Origin of the sequence: Micromonospora sp. NPDC049049 (assembly GCF_040649115.1) — a bacterium.
Taxonomy (GTDB): domain Bacteria; phylum Actinomycetota; class Actinomycetes; order Mycobacteriales; family Micromonosporaceae; genus Micromonospora.
Genome location: NZ_JBEZEX010000015.1, coordinates 71,344 through 87,332 on the forward strand (window position 1 = coordinate 71,344; position 15,989 = coordinate 87,332).

The window sequence follows — 15,989 nt, forward strand, 5'->3', positions numbered from 1 at the left end:
CGGCCACATCACCGGTGGTGGTTCAGCTGGCGTAGGCCTCCAACTCCCAGAGCGAGTGGCCATATCCGGTGCCCCGGGCCGTGCCAAGGATCCGCAGGTAGCGGCCGTTGGCGCCGAGGGCGGTGTGCTCGTCCACGCCGCCGTCGGCCCCGGTCACCGTCTTCACCGTGGTCCAGGTGGTGCCGTCGTTCGACGTCTGGATCTGGTACGCGCTGCTGTACGCCGCCTCCCAGCTCAGCTTGACCCGACCGATCGCGGTGGGGCTGCCGAGGTCGACGCGGATCCACTGGGGGTCGGAGAACGTGCTCGACCAGCGGGTGGTGAGGCTGCCGTCGACCGCCTGGGCGCCGGACACGTCGGCCCCCTCGTTGCTGGACGTCGACGTCGGCTTGTTGAGCAGCAGGTTGCCGCCGGGCGGACCGGTTCCACCGCCGCCGCCGTACACCTCGAACTCGAACAGCGAGTAGCCCCAGGCGGTCCCCCGGGTGGTGCCGAGGAGCCGGATGTACCGGCCGGAGCCGCTGAGCCCGGTCAGGTCGTCCACCCCGCCGTCGCCGCCGGTCACCGTACGGATCGTGGTGAAGTTGACCCCGTCCGGCGAGGTCTGGATCTGGTAGCCACTGCCGTACGCCGCCTCCCAGGTCAGCTTGACCCGGTTGATGGCGTACGTGGCGCCGAGGTCAACGTCGATCCACTGTGGGTCCCCGAAGGCGCTGCCCCACCGGGTCCCGGCCACGCCGTCGAACGCGTTCGCCGCGGTGAACGCGCCCTCGAAGCTGGACGCGCGCGCCGGCTTGCCCCGGGCCAGGTTGGCGCCCGGCTCGGGATCCGGGTCCGGGTCCGGGTCAGGTCCGGGACCGCCGGGGCTGGTGGAGAGGGTGAACTCGTCGATGTCGAAGTACGGGCCGGTGCCCTTGAAGACCAGGAACAGGGTCCGGGTGCCGGTCGGGGCGGTGACCGCGCCGGTGACCGTGGCGAAGGTGGCGTACCCGCCGGTGGAGGTGACGGTGGCCGAACCGACGAGCGGGCCGGTGGGCGAGTCGACCCGCAACTCCAGCGTGCCGCCACCACCGGCCGGTGCGCCGACCCGGGCGCTGAACGACTGGACGCCGGTCAGGTTGTACGGGCTAAACGAGATCCAGTCGTTGTTGTCGACATAACCGACCGCCGCGCCGCCGTTGCCCGCCGCCCCGGCGACGATCTGGATGCCGGACGAGTCACCGAAGTGCTCGGCCTGGCGTACCCGAGGTTGCAGGACGGCCTGGGTGTGCGTGGTCAGCGCCGGCTGGCCGCCTCCACCCAGGTCGGTGTACTCGGCGTCGATGATGCCGAAGATGTTCGCCGCCGCGTCGTGCTCGCCGTCCTTCGAGGTCTGGATGACCCCGGTGCAGCCCTGCACGCTACCGAGCTGGTGGCCGTGCGAGTCGTGGCCGAGGACGTAGTTCACCTTCACCCGGGCGCAGTTGATCGCGCCGTCCTGGGCGTCGGTGACAGTCACGGAGAACGGCACGGCGTCCCCGAAGGTGAAGGTCTGCCCGTTCAACGGGGTGTTGACGGTGACCACCGGGGCGCTGTTGCCGACAGTGACGACCACGCTCGCGGTGGCCGTCTTTCCGGTGGTGTCCCGGACCGTCAGCGTCGGGCTGCGGGTTCCGTTCGTGGTGTACGTGAAGCTCGGGTTCGCCGCGGTCGAGTCGGTGGTGCCGTTGTTGTCGAAGTCCCAGGCGTAGGTGAACGGGTCCCCGTCCGGGTCGAGGGTGCCGGCCGAGGAGAAGGCCACTGTCAGCGGCGCGGTGCCACTGGTCGGGGTGGCCGAGGCCCTGGCGACGGGTGCTCTGCCCTCGCGGGCGTACTCGATGCGGTAGAGCGCCGAGTTGGCGTCGCCGTTGAACCAGCCGGTGCCGTAGTCCAGCACGTAGAGCGCGCCGTCGGGGCCGAACTCCATGTCCATGACCTGGGTGCCGGTCCACGGGAACGGGTTGATCTTCAGCGGTTGGCCGGACGCGTCGAGCTTGATGTTCTTGATCCAGCGGCGACCGAACTCACCGGCGAAGTAGGTCCCGTCGTAGTACTCGGGGAACGCCACGGGCGAGGTGTTGTTCCGGTCGTACCGGTAGACCGGCCCGCCCATCGGCGAGAGGCCACCGCCGGTGAACTCCGGCGGCGAGCCGGAGCCGCCGTACGGCAACCAGGCCGGAACGGCCGGCGGCAGCTGGGTGATGCCGGTGTTGTTTGGCGAGTTGTTCACCGGCCCACCGGCGCAGTTGAACTTCGCCCCGGACGGCCCGGACGGGAAGGTGTAGTCGTTGTAGGCGTCGTTGCGGGCGGTGCAGTACGGCCAGCCGTAGAAGCCGGGCCTGTCGATCCGGGCGAACTCGACGTTGCCCGCCGGCCCCCGGTTCGGGTCGGCGGTGCCCGCGTCGGGGCCGTAGTCACCGAGGTAGACGATGCCGGTGGCCTTGTCCACGCTCATCCGGAACGGGTTGCGGAAGCCCATCGCGTAGACCTCCGGGCGGGTCCGCGCGGTGCCCGGGGCGAACATGTTGCCGGCCGGGATGGTGTAGCCGCCGGCCGCGCTCGGCTTGATCCGGAGGACCTTGCCGCGCAGGTCGTTGCTGTTCGCCGAGGTGCGCTGCGCGTCGAACGCCGGGTTACGGCCCGCCCGCTCGTCGATCGGGGTGAAGCCGGCCGAGTCGAACGGGTTGGTGTCGTCACCTGTGGACAGGTAGAGGTTGCCGGCCGCGTCGAAGTCCATGTCGCCGCCGACGTGGCAGCACATGCCCCGGCTGGTCGGCACGTTGAGGATCAACGTCTCGCTCGCCAGGTTGATGGTGTTGTCCGCGTTCACAGTGAACCGGGCCAACCGGTTGACACCCTCCCAGACGGCGAATTGGGCCGGCGTGCCCTCGGCGGGCGCACCACCGCCAGGGGTGCTCAGTGGTGGGGCGAAGTACGCGTACACCCAGCGGTTGGTGGCGAAGTTCGGGTCGGCCTTGATGCCCTGCAAACCCTCCTCGTCGCCGGTGTAGACCGGCAGGGTGGCGGCGATCTTGGTGTTGCCGGCGGCGTCGGTGTGCCGGATCACGCCGTTGCGGGAGGTGTGCAGCACGCCCCGGTCCGGCAGGACGGTGAGGCTCATCGGCTCGCCGGTCTCGGCCGCGCCCTTGGCCAGCTCCACCTGCTGGAAGCTGCTGGTGACGGTGGGGCCACAGTCGGCGTCGACCGCGCCGGCGGCCGTCCGGATGCCGCCGAGCAGGTGCTGACGGAAGTTCGCCTCGGTGTACGACGCGTCGGTGTGCCCCAGGCCGGTGTACCAGGCTCGACCGCCGGAGTAGTTCTGGCACCAGGAGATCGGGTGGTCGGCACCCATGCTGCCGCCGGTGTAGGTGGTCTCGTCCAGGGTGGCCAGCACGTGCGCGTTGCCCCGGGGGTTGGTCCGGTAGTTGTACAACTCGTCGAACCGGCTCCACCGCTGCGGCAGCCCCGCTGTGGACGGGTGCACCTGGTCGGCGACCTTGACCGTGACGTTCTGCTCGGCCGGGTGCGAGGCGAAGTACGCCCCGACCAGTCCCCCGTACCACTGCCAGTCGTACTCGGTGTCGGAGGCGGAGTGCACGCCGACGTACCCACCGCCGCCGGTGATGTAGCGCTCGAACGCGGCCTGCTGGGCGGCGTTGAGAACGTCACCGGTGGTGGAGAGCCAGATCACCGCGGCGAACCGGTCCAGGTTGGCGTCGGTGAACTGGGCGGCGTCCTCGGTGGCCTCGACGGTGAAGCCGTTTGCCGCACCGAGTTGCTGGATCGCGGCGATGCCCGGGGTGATGGATCCGTGCCGGAACCCGGCGGTCTTGCTGAAGACCAGCACGGTGAACGGTGCGGCACTGGCAGTGGGTGGCGAGGCGACGATGCCGCCCGCCACGAGGATCGCGCTCAGCGCGAGGCCGAGCCACGATCTCAGGGATCTGCGCACAGTGGGGTCCTTTCGCGGTGCGGGGGGACGGCGTGCGCCGATCACGCCAGGCGGTGGTGGGACGAGACATGTGAATGCATCGTTGCGGTCGGATCACGGGCGCGTCAAGCACTCTCCCAGCATCCGTGAGAGCGTTATCTCCGCAGGTCAGGGGCGACTGTGTGAAGCGAGATCGAATAACGGTTTTCGGGGCACGATCCACAGTCGGAGGGCTCCGGTCCCGACACCTGCGCCTGAGTTGCCGTCATCGGCGGTTAGGCAAGGCTGTCCTACACAAAACGCCCCAAAAGATAGGGAATTGTCCGGTCGGAGCCGGGTATGGAGATGACCCGGTGCCACCGACGGAAGCGAGATCCCCATGACCGACATGCTGGAGATGCCGCGGGTACACGAGTGCACAGTCACCGACTGCGGCTACAACCACGACGGCTGCCACGCGTTCGCCATCACCATCGGGCAGCAGAACGCCAGCTGCGCCACGTTCATCGACACCTCGGCGAAGGGCGGGCTGGACCGCGTCATCGCCCAGGTCGGTGCCTGCAAGCGGTCCGACTGTCAGCACAACGCCGAGCTGGAGTGCCACGCGCCGTCCATCCGGGTAGGTCCGGGTCAGGACATCGCGGACTGTCAGACGTACGAGCCGCGCTGATCCCGGCGCGACACGAGTGAGGGACGGCCTCCACTGCCGTCCCTCACTCGCGTCCGATGCCGACCAGGCAGGTGCTCAGCGCCCGCCCGCGGCCAGCTCGGCGATCATCCCCTCGCAACTGCGGACGACGACCTGAGCGCCACGGCGCTGCGCCAGCGGGAGCAGAGGATCCTCCGCTCGGTCCCGCCACCGCCACTGCGCCTCGGCGGCGACCTCCCAGAGTTGCCGCACGTCGGCCTCATGCTCGACACCGAGCCGAGCCGCAAGGCCCACCCCGTCGCCGCCGACCAGCCGTTGCGCCTCGGCGGCCAGCTCCGCGTCGAACCCCAGCCGGGTGTTCCGCAGCGCCACCAGCAGGCGCAGCTCCCGGAACTCGTGCGCGCCGGCGAGGATCTGCTCCACCGCGCCGACCAGCTCGGCGGAGCCCCGAGTCGGCTCGGCCCGCAGCAGCGCCTCCACCGCGGCCAGCGCGGACCGCGCCTTGAGGGCGTCGCGGCGATCGATGAAGGACCGCGTCAGCGACTCACGCAGCTCGGTGAGACCACTTCGCCGAATCAACTCGGCGGAGAGCTTCACCCGGCTGTCGAACCCGCTGCGCACCAGCGTGGCCGCCAGCCGGACACCGAAGATCCCAAACCGGCCCAGCAGCGCGGCGCGTACCTCGGTGTCCAGCCGTACCGGCAGCTCGCCGCTGAGGAAGCGGTCGGCGGAGATGAGGTGGGTGTCCAGCTCCGCCCGGGGCACCTGAGCCACTGTCGCGAGCGCGGCGAAATCGGATTCACCGAGCAACCGGCCGGCCAGGCCGATCATGCCGCTGCACGCCACGACGTTGACGCTGAGCGCGTTCACCCTCGGGTCGCGGTAGTGCCGGCGAGCGAGCTGTCGGGCCGTGAGCAGGCCGTCGATCCGGCCGCCACCGGTCTCGTCGGCGCGGGACAGCACCACGATCACGTTGACCGGAGCGGACTGCCCGACGGCGCTGTCCCGTGCGGACTCCAGCACCCGCAGGTCGCTGTCGCGACCGTCGCGGGTCAGGTACAACACCGCGTCCGAGTCGCGCAACACCCGCTCCAACACCGGTGCCCGGCCCTGCTCGGCGCCACCGGTGACCGCCGGAGTGTCGATCAGCGTGATCTGCCGCAGCGCCCGCGTCGGCCACCGCACGACGATGTCCCGCACCTCCCCCGCGCCCCAGCCCAGATCCACCCGCAGCCCGGTCGCCGACTTCACCACCGCCAACTCCTGCGGTGGCTGCCCGACCGGGTAGGCGGTGGCACGCGGCGCGGCACCGTCCTCGTACCAGGTGAAGGCCCCGTCCGCCCGCTCGACCGGCGCGACCTCCTCACCCATCAACGCGTTGAGCACCGTCGACTTACCCGATCGCCACGGGCCGACGATGGCGATCCGCAGCGGCTGCTCCAACCGGGCCACCTGTTGCCGAAGCTCGGCGACGGCCCGGGGATTGTCCTGGTACAGCTCGATGGCCTGGTGCAGCAACCCCCACGCCGCCTCGTCCAGGCGCACTCCCACGGTCATGCCTGCGGCTCCAACAGCAGCGGGGCGGAACGGGCGCCGGTCAACTGCTGAGCCTGCTCGTACACCGCCGCCAACCTGGTCATCTTCAGCCGGATCTCGCGCTGCCGCTGCTCGCGCACCGAGGCATCAGTGTCGGCCTCCTGCTTCGCGCTGCGGAACGACTGCACGATGGCCTCCTGCAGCTCCTCGGTCAGCCCCGTGAAGTGGTCGCGCAGCATCCGCTGCACCTGCCGGGCGGCGTCGCGGCAGTCTCGGATGATCCGGACGAAGAAATCGTCGACATGCCGCTGGATGGCCGTCTTGACCGTCGCCTGCCGCCGACGGAGCAACTGCTTGCTCTCGTCACGGATGCTCTTGCCGCCGAAGAGCGCCCCGATGCCGACCGAAACCGGATTGATCATCGGCATGCCGGCCAGGGTGGTCGCCAGACCGAACATCAGCATGCCGCCGTACGAGCCCTTCATGCCGGTGAACAGCTTCTGACCGGTGGTGAACCTGTCGATCGTCGGCCGTTGCAGGTCGGGCAGTCGCTCGCCGATGTCGTCCGGCATCGTCATCGACCAGGGCGGCAGCACGTCGTAGCCGTACCTGTCGAAGTTGGCGGCCACCCGCCGGGCGATCCAGTCACAGCGCTGGATCAGCCACTCGTGGTTCGCCTCCGCCGCCTCCACCAGGCTCCGCTCCAGCCAGTCCTGGAAGGTGTCCCAGGCGACCAACGGGTCCGCGGTGTCGAACGCCTCGTCCACCGCGCGCAGGATCTGTCTGGTCCGGTCACGCAGGTCGTACTCAAGGTCGGCGAGCAGGTCGGTGATCTCGTCGGTCAGCGTGTTCTGCCACCGGGTGGAGCACCGGCGCAACTCGTCGACCTCGCGCTGCGCCGCGTGCAGACGGGAGATCGGCCCGGACTGCTCCTCGGCCTCCTGGGTCGCCAACTCGGCGCGCAGCGGCGCGGCCAACTGCTCCACCACCGTCCGGGCCACCGTCTGGACCGCCGCCCGGGCCAGGTGGTCGGCCTTGCCGGCCAGGTCACCTTGCAGGCGGGCGATCAACGCGGGGAAGCCCGACTCGGCGTTGAGCCCACGGTCGTCGGCGGCGGCCGCGCGCAGTCGCAGCGCCGCCGAAACCGGGATCAGCGTCGCCGGAACCCCCGCCTCGGCCAGGTGCTGCCGGTTGCGCTCGGCGACAGTCCGCCAGTCCGCCACCAGATCGGTCTTGCTCTGCACCACCACCACGTTCGGATGCGAACGCATGATGTGCAGCAGCATGTTCAGCTCGGCGACCGACAACTCCCGAGTGGAGTCGGAGACCAGCAGCACGGTGTCCGCGCGGGCCGGCGCGGCGACCGGAGCGGCGGCGCCGATGCCGGCGACCTCGTCGGTGCCGGGAGTGTCCACCAGCACCAACCCGGCACCGAGCAGCGCACGGGGCACTCCGATCTCGACGTACGCCGGGCCGCCGCCCGGCCGACGACCGACCAGGCCGGCCACGCCCGCCGCGACCTGGTTGAGCGCCACCGGGGTCCGCTCGACGGCCATCGCGTCGGCGGCGCCGGTGGGGTGCCCCGGGGCTGATGGTGGCGCCTGCGCCACCGCCGCGGTGGGGGCCTCGGCGTGCCGCACCACGGTCGGCAGGACTGTCGTCCGGCCGTCGCCGACCGGGCAGGCCGGAGCGTTGATGATCGCGTTGATCAGCTGACTCTTGCCCTGGTTCGGCTCGCCGATGACCAGGACACGCAGCGTCGGGTCCAGCAGTTGCGCGCGCTTCTGCCGCACCGTCTGAAGTAGGTCACCGCGACCGTGTGCACTGCACGTGCGGGCGATTTCGTCCAGCACGTCCAACCAGATCCCGGCCATCACCGCACCAAGTGTGCGGATTTCGGCTCAATTATCAAGAGGGACCGGATGTGGAACCGGGAAGGGCCGGATCGCCCGAGACGATCCGGCCCTCCGCTCCGACCGGGATTCCGGATCAGAGCAGACCGCCGGTGATACCCAGCAGCCCGTGATCGGACGAGGCGTGCGAGTCGCCGCCGAGCACACCATCGGTGACCCCACCGGTCACGTCACCGACCGTGTCGGTGACACCGGGGAGGAGGCTGTCCACCTGGTGCGTCACGCCGCCCACCGTCGACGACACGTCGAGCGGCGGGACCCCGCCGACGATGCCGTCGCCGTGCCCGAGGCCCAGCCCGCCAAGGGTGTCGTCGACACCGAGGGAGCTGACGACCCCGCCGAGCTGACCGTGGGTGCCGGAGAGGACACCGCCGGTCAGGTCGCCGCCGATCAGGTTCGAGTCGGTGACGCCGAGCAGACCGCTCGGGTCGCCGACGGTGCCGGTGACGTCCCCGAGCACCGGGTCAGCGATCGCGTCCACCGGCTGCACCACGTCGGCGTCGAGGGTGTGCGCCACGTCGGAGACACCGGCCAGGTCGGTGTCGAGGCCGGACGGGCCGACACCCAGACCGATGCCCGGCAGCACGGTGACCCCGGCGGCGGCGGTCGATGGGTCGACAGCGATGGCGCCGAGCACGCCGGCCTTGACGTCCACGCCACTGGGCGAGCTGGTGACGCTGATCTGCTGCGCCACGCTCTGCAACTGACCCACCACGTCGGTGGTGTCGGTGAGCAGCGGGTCCAGCCCGAGCTGCCCGACCGGCGAGGCCAACGGCGCGAGACCGGCACCCGGCGCGTAGTCGACGACCAGCGGTACGACGTCCTGCACGTCCGCAGCGGTGATGTCGGTGAGCCCGGCGCCCCGCAACGCACCCTCGGGGTCGAGGTCGAAGGCCGACCGCGCATCCGGGTTCGTCAGTAGGTCGAGCACGAAGTCGTGGAGCGTCTGCTGCGAGTCCATGTGCCGGTTCTCCTCGGATGTGGCATTGGCGGGGTGTCGTACGTCGACGGTGACGACGCTATTGCCGGGGCTCACCCCCGGGCATCGGGGCTGAGCCCGCATCCGGGTCGGTTGAACTAGGGGCTGCGCCACCTCGTACGTTAGGGGGACAGGGGGAAACCGTCCCGTCGAGATTAGGGTCCCGACCAGGGACTGATCTCTGGTACGAACGTAGGAGCCCGCGGGGTTCGCCGGGGGTGGGTCGTCGGGCAGCCGACGCCATCGCCACCGACCGGCTGACTCACGGGGAGAGACAGAGACGATGCCGTACGTCCTGGGGATAGACATCGGAAGCAGCAACACGGCCGCCGCCGTCGCACGGCGACGCGGCACGACCTGGACCCGTCCCGAAGCCGTCCCGCTGAGCGCCGGCTCACCCCTCATGCCTTCGGTGCTGTGCCTGGTCGAGGACGGTTCGCTGCGCGTCGGCGAGCCGGTGACCGACGACGGCAGCCGCACCACCCGGGACTTCGTCCACCGGATCGGCGACGACGTGCCGGTGCTGCTTGGCGGCGAGCCGTGCACGCCGCAGACGCTGACCGCCGAACTGGCGGCGTGGGTGGTCGAGCGGGTCCACGCCCTGGAGGGCGGGGCCGCCGAGGCGATAGTGCTCAGCCACCCGGCAGGGTGGCGCCCCTACCGGCGGGAGGTGCTGCACCGGGCCCTGTCGGACCTCGGTCTACGGCACGTGACGTTGCTGCCCCGCACGGTCACCGTCGCCGAGAGCCACGCCGCTCGGGGGTTCGCGGGAAGCACTGCCGTTGTCTACGCCCTCGGGGGCAACAGTTTCGAGGCGGCTCTGGTGCGCCGCACCCCGCGCGGCACGTACGAGACGTTCGGCACCCCGCAGGGTCTCGACTCGATCGGTGGCGCCGACTTCGACGAGGCGCTCGCCGAGCATGCCCGTACCGTGCTGGCTCGGGAGTTGGCCGCGACCGGGCGTCGCGGGGCCCAGGCCGCGCTGCGCGGGCTGCGCGCGGAGTGTGACCGGGTCAAGCGGGTGCTGACCGTCGACCTCACGGCCGACGTGGTGCTGACCCTGCCGAGCGGCCCGGCGCGGGTGCCGGTGACCCGGGCGCAGTTCGAGGCCATGATCCGCCCGACGGTGCAGGCCACCGTCGACCTCCTGCTCCGGGCCGTGCGCAGTGCCGACCTGACTCCGGCGCAGCTCGACGGCGTCCTGCTGGCCGGCGGCTCCACCCGGGTCCCGCTCGTGACCGAGCTGATCGGCGCGGCTCTCGCGGTGCCCGTCGAGGTGGAGCCGGACGCACAGTTGACCGCCGCCACCGGGGCGGCGATGGCCGCCTGCCAGGTGGTGTCACCACGCCCTCGCCAGACAGCGCCGGCCCGAGTTCCGGCCCCGGTCAGCGGCGCCGGGCAGGCCACCCTCCCGGCACCACGCCGCGCTCATCACACCGTTCCGGGCGATCCGCCACCGCGGCCCCCGGTCCGGGTCCTCCCACTGGAACTGCCGAAGCCGTCCCGCCTGGCGCTGGCCCGCAGCCGCGGACGCGAAGGATGACCCCGATGATCATGAATGACCTCGCCGCACCAGGGTTGATCCTGGACAGGGGGTTGCAGGCGCTACTGGACACGGTCGCGCAGGACCCGAGCGGCCCACTCGCCGTCGGCGTCGCCGGCCCGGCCGGTCACGGAAAGACCGCGTTCCTCACCGAGCTGGAGCGCGTTCACCAGCGCGCCGGGATCGCCGTCCGCACGGCCGCCCCGGAGCCGGATGAGTCGGTCGACCCCGACACGGTGGTGCTGGTCGACGACGCGCACCTGCTCGACGACGCACGGATCGAAGCGCTGCTGCGTCTGGTCGCGGGCCGGCGACACCGGCTGGTGGTCGCCCACCGCCCGTGGCCCCGTTCGGCGGCGTTCAGTGAGCTGGTCGACGCTCTGCGACGCGACGGGCAGGCCGTGCTGCTCACACCGTTCACCCGGGAGCAGACCGCCGCCCATATCGCCACCACGCCCGAGCTGGGCCGCCCGGCCGACCTGGTCGACTTCGTCCACACGCAGACTGCCGGCGTACCCCGGGACGTGGCACGGCTGGCCCGCGGCCTGGCCGGCGCGGAGATTCGGACCGGCATCGTGGACCCACCCCGCTCCGTCATCCTCGAATTCGGGCCGGACCTGGACGTCCAGCCCGCCGGGGTACGGCGACTGCTGCTCGCTGTCGCGGCCGGCGGGGCGCTGCCGGTGAGCATGCTCGGCGCGCTGCTGGGCCGGGACCCGGCCGGAGTGGACGAACTGATCGCCACGACCAGGGCGGCCGGGCTGCTCGGCGCGGACGGCCGGCTCGCACCGATCGTCCGGCGGGCCGTCGCGACGCTCAGCCCCACCACCGAGCGGACAGCGGTCTGGCGGGGGCTCACCGAGTTGCAGCTCGCCCGGGGTGGCGCGGTGCTGCCGCTGGTCCGTTCCCTGCTCGCGCTCGGCGCGCTCGGCGACTGCCCGGCCGCGACCCTGGCCGCCGCGGCGGACGAGGCGCTGGCCGACGAGCCGGCGTTCGCCGCCGAGCTGTTCGCGGCGGCCACGGCGGCCGGCCGGCCGCCCGACGCGCGGCAGGCGCTCGCCGCCGCGCTCGCCGGTGATCTCGACGACGCCCTCCGGCTGGCGGACCGACTCCTGGCTACGGCCGCTCCCCCGGATCGCTCCGAGGCGGCCGTGGTCGCCGCCACCGCCCTGGCCCACCGTGGTCACATCGGTCGCAGCGTCGAGCTGTTCCGGTGGTCGGGCACCGCCTCGGCGGCGGCATTCGCCATCGTCGGCGGGTTGGCCATCGGCGACCCGGCCGCCAGCACCGAGTCACCGGCGGGCGACCCGGCGGGCGAACCCCCGACCCTGCACGCCAGCGCCGCCCGACTGATGGCCAACGGTGTACGGGAGAGCGTGACCGGCCCGCCGACTGCCGCGCTCTCCGCGCTCGTGCAGGCCGCCGCGCTGCTGGAGCCGGACGGCCGGGCGGCGCTGCTGCCGGACAGCCCGGCGGCACTCGCCGCGTTGACGGCGGTGCACTGCGGTGAGCTGGAAATCGCCGAGCGGGTGCTGCACCGCGCCCTGGGCGCCGGTGTCGGCGGCCCGCTGATGGCCCGCCGCCACCGGCTGTTGCAGGCCTGGATCCTGATGGTCCGTGGCGAGATCCACGCCGCCGGCGAGCGGCTCGCCACTGTGACGCTCGACGGGCGGCCACTGGAGTCACGCGACCAGCTCTTCGCCGCCGCGATCCGGATGGGCATCGGCCGGCGCAACAGTGACCTCGGGGCGCTCAAGCGTGGTTGGGAGCAGGCACTGGAGGCCGTGGTGCGGCATCCCGTCGACCTGTTCACCCTGCTGCCGTTGGGTGAGCTGGCCATCGCGGGCGCACGGCTGGGTGACCTGGCCCGGCTGGAGCCGTACCTGCACCAGGGGCGTGAGCTCCTCGACCGCCTCGACAATCCACCATTGTGGAGCGTTCCGCTGCACTGGAGCGGGTTGCACGCCGCCATCCTGACCGGCGAGCCGACGATCGCCGACGGACACGTCACGGCGTTGGTGGCCGCCGCCGGCCACAGCCGGTACGCGGCAGTGGTCGCCGCAGCCGCGGAGAGCTGGGTGGAGGTGCTCCGGGGTGTCGTCGACCCGATCCGGGTGGAGGCCGCCGCCCGAGGGCTGCACGACACCGGGTTGTGCTGGGACGGCGCCCGCCTCGCCGGGCAGGCCGCCATCCGCACCGCGGACCGACGGGCGATGACCACCCTGCTGGAATGCGCCCGAGCGTTGCAGGGGCGGCCCTCCAGCGGGCAGAGCGGGCAGACACCGACGGCCGGTGCGAGCACGGCGCGGGTCGCCGGGCCCACCCAACACGGCCTGAGTGACCGCGAGTACGAGGTCGCCGAGCTGGTGCTCGCCGGCTTGACCTACCGGGAGATCGGCGATCGGCTCTTCATCTCGGCCAAGACCGTCGAACACCACGTGGCGCGGATGCGTAACCGACTCAACTGCGCCAACCGCACCGAACTGCTGGCGCTGCTGCGCACCCTCGTCGCCGATCGGGCCAGCGACACGGCCGGGCAACCATGGCCGCAGCGGGCGACCCGATGACCCGTGACGACGTCCGGCTGATCCGGACCAGGCTGGCCGTGCTGGCCGCCGTGCTGGTGACGCTCTGGTCGTACGCGGCCTACGTGTCCAGCCAGGATGCCGTCGACCTGCTGCGCGTCCGGGCGCTGGCGGACACGCTGGGCCAGCCCATCGACCGCCTGATCCTGAACCTCCAGACAGAACGCCGGATCACCGCCGAGACGATCGCCGGTGCGGGACAGACGACGCCCGCGCTGGTCGGGGCCCGCGAAGGCACCGACCGGGCCGCCGCCGAGATCCGCGAGTTCACCAAGGGCCGCGACCTTCGGCTGCTCAGCGCCGGCACCGTCCGCGACCGGGCCGGCGAGCTGGTCCGCCGACTCGACGGCCTGGGCACGACCCGGTCCCGGGTCGACACCGGGGGGCTCGACCAGGGCGCGGCAGTCGACGGGTACGACGAGGTCATCGACGTCGCCTTCGGGGTGTACGGCCCGGAGTGGGGCGCGTACGAGAGCGGGTTGGCAGCCGACACCCGCGCGGTGATCGCTCTGGCCCGCGCCCGGGAGTTGCTCGCCCGGGAGGACGCAGCGGTCAGCGCGGGCCTGGCCGCCGCACGGCTCGGCGCCGACGAGGAGCGCCGGCTGAGTGCGCTGGTCAGCATCCAGCGGTACGCGCACACCGAGGCCGCGGCCGGGCTCCCGCCCGACGGCCGGGCCGAGCATCAGCGCCTCGCGGCCGGCCCCGAGTTCGCGGCCCTGCTCGCCCTGGAGGACCGGCTGCTGCTCCAGGGCGGCGCCGCCAACGCCCTGGCCGGTCTCACCGTTCAGGACTGGCGGGCCGCGGCGGACGCCGCCCTCGGCGCGCTGCAGACGGTGGTGACGAACACCGCCCGCGGCAGCGTCGAGCGGGCCACCCCCGGTGCCGCCATGCTCATCGCGCGTACCGGGGCGGTCGTGGGGCTCGGCCTCATCGTCGTGCTCGTGCTCCTGCTGAGCTGGGCGGGCACCGTCCGACGCCTGACCGACGAACTGATCGGGAGCGGCACCGACCTCCCGACTCCGTTGCCGGGCACGCCGGCCCCACCCCCGACACAGGCGACGCCGGAGGTTGACACCGAGCGGGAGCTGTTCCTGGGGCTGACCCGATACAACCAGGTCCTGCTGCGCGACCAGCTCAGCCTGCTGGACGGGATGCAACGTCGGGAACGGTCCACCGAGGAGACCGGTGAGCTGTTCCAACTCGACCACCTCACCACCCGGGTCCGCCGCAACGTGGAGAAGCTGATCACCCTGGTCGGCGCGACACCCGCCCGCCGCTGGCGACGCCCGGTGCCACTGCTCGACGTGGCGCGCGGCGCGGTCGCCGAGGTGCCGGACTACCACCGGGTCCTGATCGCGCCGCACTGGCCATGGTCGCTCGCGGGCCCGGCCGTCACGGACGTCATCCACCTGCTGGCGGAGCTGATCGAGAACGCGCTGGCCTTCTCCGAGGTGGAGACCACAGTGCGGGTCAGCGGCGAACAGCGACCGCAGGGATGTGCCGTGATCGTCGTCGACGACGGGCCGGGCCTTGACGCCGCCGCGCTGGCCGAGGCGAACCACCTGCTCGGCAGTCCGCCGCCGGACGGCCCGCCCCCGGGCCGCGCCGGCTGGTACGCGGCCGCCGTACTGGCCGACCGATGCGGTGCCCACGTCTCGCTGCGCCCGAGCCGGCGCGGCGGGACGGCCGCTGTTGTGCTCCTACCCTCCCGGCTGATCACGGTCACCGGCACCGGCGGTATCCCGGCCAACGCACCACCCGACAGCCCGTACCCATCGGCCCACACCGGCGCCGACCTGACCGACCCCGTCGGCGACGGCGCGCTGCCGACGCGGGTCCGCCACCCCGGGCCGAACGGCCCGGAACACGTCCGGACCAGCCTCGACACGGTTGAGTTGCCGGTCGCCAGAACAGCGAGGAGACAACAATGACGTCTGCAGTGGTCACCGAGGGCGGCCTGACCGACGCCCTGAACGACCTGGTCGACCGGGTGCACGGTGCGGAGTTCGCAGTGGTGCTCTCACCGGACGGGCTGCCGCTGGGTGGCTCGCGGCGGGTGGGGGCGAAGCTGGCCGAGCAGATCTCCGGCGTGGTCGCCGGACTGATCGCGTTGGGGCTGGCCGCCACCCGGACCTGCGAGGCGGGTGAGCTGCGTCAGGTCGTGGTGCAGATGTCGCGAGCGTTCCTGTTCATCGCCACCATCCCGAACGGGACCATCCTCACCGTGCGGATCGCCGGTGACGACGTCGAGGTCGGTGACATGGCGTACGAGGTGGCGCTCTTCGTGGGGCAGGCCGAGCAGCACCTGCCGATCACGCTGGGCCCGGCCTCCTCGGTGACGATCGGGGACACAGGTGCACTCCAGCGGCGCCACTGACGAGGCGTGGTACGACGACGACGCGGGCCCGGTCGCCCGGCCCTATACGATGACCGGGGGGCGTACCGCGCCCGCACGCGGCCAGTTCGACCTGATCTCGCTGGTCGTCGCCCGGCGGGGGGTCACCCCTCCCACGCCGCTCTTCCCCGAACAGGCGCGGATCGTCGAGCTGTGTCACCATCCAGTGTCGGTGGCCGAGGTGGGTGCCGAGTTGGATCTTCCGCTGGGGACGGTCCGAGTGTTGCTCGGTGACCTGCTCGCGGCCGGGCTGATCGAGACGCACGAACCGCCGATGCTGTCGGAGCTGCCGACCGAGGACCTGCTCGAGGCGATACTCGTCGGGCTTCGCGGGTTGTGACCGGGCAGCCGCCACCCGCGACCCGGACGGATCGTGGGCACGCACCCGGCGACGAACTGAAAGAGAGACTGGCAGTGCCGGCAACACCACCCCAACCACG

Annotated in this window: 10 protein-coding genes; 6 read left to right on the plus strand and 4 right to left on the minus strand. The window is 71.9% G+C overall.

What is annotated here, in order from left to right; translation table 11 throughout:
• Window positions 1-22: 22 nt before the first annotated feature.
• Window positions 23-3,970, minus strand: coding sequence for a ThuA domain-containing protein (locus AB0B68_RS17270; RefSeq protein ID WP_357260976.1), 3,948 nt, complete (start codon window positions 3,968-3,970; stop codon window positions 23-25).
• 358 nt (window positions 3,971-4,328) lie between these two features.
• Between AB0B68_RS17270 and AB0B68_RS17275 the strand changes: the two genes are divergently transcribed.
• Window positions 4,329-4,619, plus strand: a complete 291-nt coding sequence (locus tag AB0B68_RS17275; RefSeq protein WP_357205816.1) for a DUF1540 domain-containing protein — start codon at window positions 4,329-4,331, stop codon at window positions 4,617-4,619.
• 75 nt (window positions 4,620-4,694) lie between these two features.
• On the opposite strand, the gene AB0B68_RS17280 is transcribed toward AB0B68_RS17275, so the two are convergent.
• The 3 genes from AB0B68_RS17280 to AB0B68_RS17290 form a co-directional block, all read right to left on the minus strand.
• On the minus strand, window positions 4,695-6,155 hold the full coding sequence (locus tag AB0B68_RS17280; RefSeq protein WP_357205819.1) for a hypothetical protein: 1,461 nt from the start codon (window positions 6,153-6,155) through the stop codon (window positions 4,695-4,697).
• On the minus strand, window positions 6,152-8,008 hold the full coding sequence (locus AB0B68_RS17285; RefSeq protein WP_357261129.1) for a dynamin family protein: 1,857 nt from the start codon (window positions 8,006-8,008) through the stop codon (window positions 6,152-6,154). The genes AB0B68_RS17280 and AB0B68_RS17285 overlap by 4 nt, the downstream gene beginning before the upstream one ends.
• A gap of 115 nt (window positions 8,009-8,123) precedes the next feature.
• The gene (locus tag AB0B68_RS17290) at window positions 8,124-9,008 is read right to left on the minus strand and encodes an IniB N-terminal domain-containing protein (RefSeq protein ID WP_357205822.1); all 885 of its coding nucleotides are present in this window, start codon (window positions 9,006-9,008) and stop codon (window positions 8,124-8,126) included.
• Between the two features lie 301 nt (window positions 9,009-9,309).
• On the opposite strand from AB0B68_RS17290, the gene AB0B68_RS17295 reads away from it, so the two are divergent.
• The 5 genes from AB0B68_RS17295 to AB0B68_RS17315 are packed head-to-tail and all read left to right on the plus strand — an operon-like array spanning window position 9,310 to window position 15,889.
• Window positions 9,310-10,569, plus strand: coding sequence for an Hsp70 family protein (locus AB0B68_RS17295; protein ID WP_357260979.1), 1,260 nt, complete (start codon window positions 9,310-9,312; stop codon window positions 10,567-10,569).
• 5 nt (window positions 10,570-10,574) lie between these two features.
• Window positions 10,575-13,136, plus strand: a complete 2,562-nt coding sequence (locus tag AB0B68_RS17300; RefSeq protein WP_357260982.1) for a LuxR C-terminal-related transcriptional regulator — start codon at window positions 10,575-10,577, stop codon at window positions 13,134-13,136.
• Window positions 13,133-15,085, plus strand: a complete 1,953-nt coding sequence (locus tag AB0B68_RS17305; RefSeq protein ID WP_357260985.1) for a nitrate- and nitrite sensing domain-containing protein — start codon at window positions 13,133-13,135, stop codon at window positions 15,083-15,085. Before AB0B68_RS17300 ends, AB0B68_RS17305 begins: the two co-directional genes overlap by 4 nt.
• Window positions 15,082-15,531, plus strand: coding sequence for a roadblock/LC7 domain-containing protein (locus AB0B68_RS17310; protein ID WP_355006158.1), 450 nt, complete (start codon window positions 15,082-15,084; stop codon window positions 15,529-15,531). Before AB0B68_RS17305 ends, AB0B68_RS17310 begins: the two co-directional genes overlap by 4 nt.
• The gene (locus tag AB0B68_RS17315; RefSeq protein WP_357205895.1) at window positions 15,509-15,889 is read left to right on the plus strand and encodes a DUF742 domain-containing protein; all 381 of its coding nucleotides are present in this window, start codon (window positions 15,509-15,511) and stop codon (window positions 15,887-15,889) included. Before AB0B68_RS17310 ends, AB0B68_RS17315 begins: the two co-directional genes overlap by 23 nt.
• Window positions 15,890-15,989: the final 100 nt, after the last annotated feature.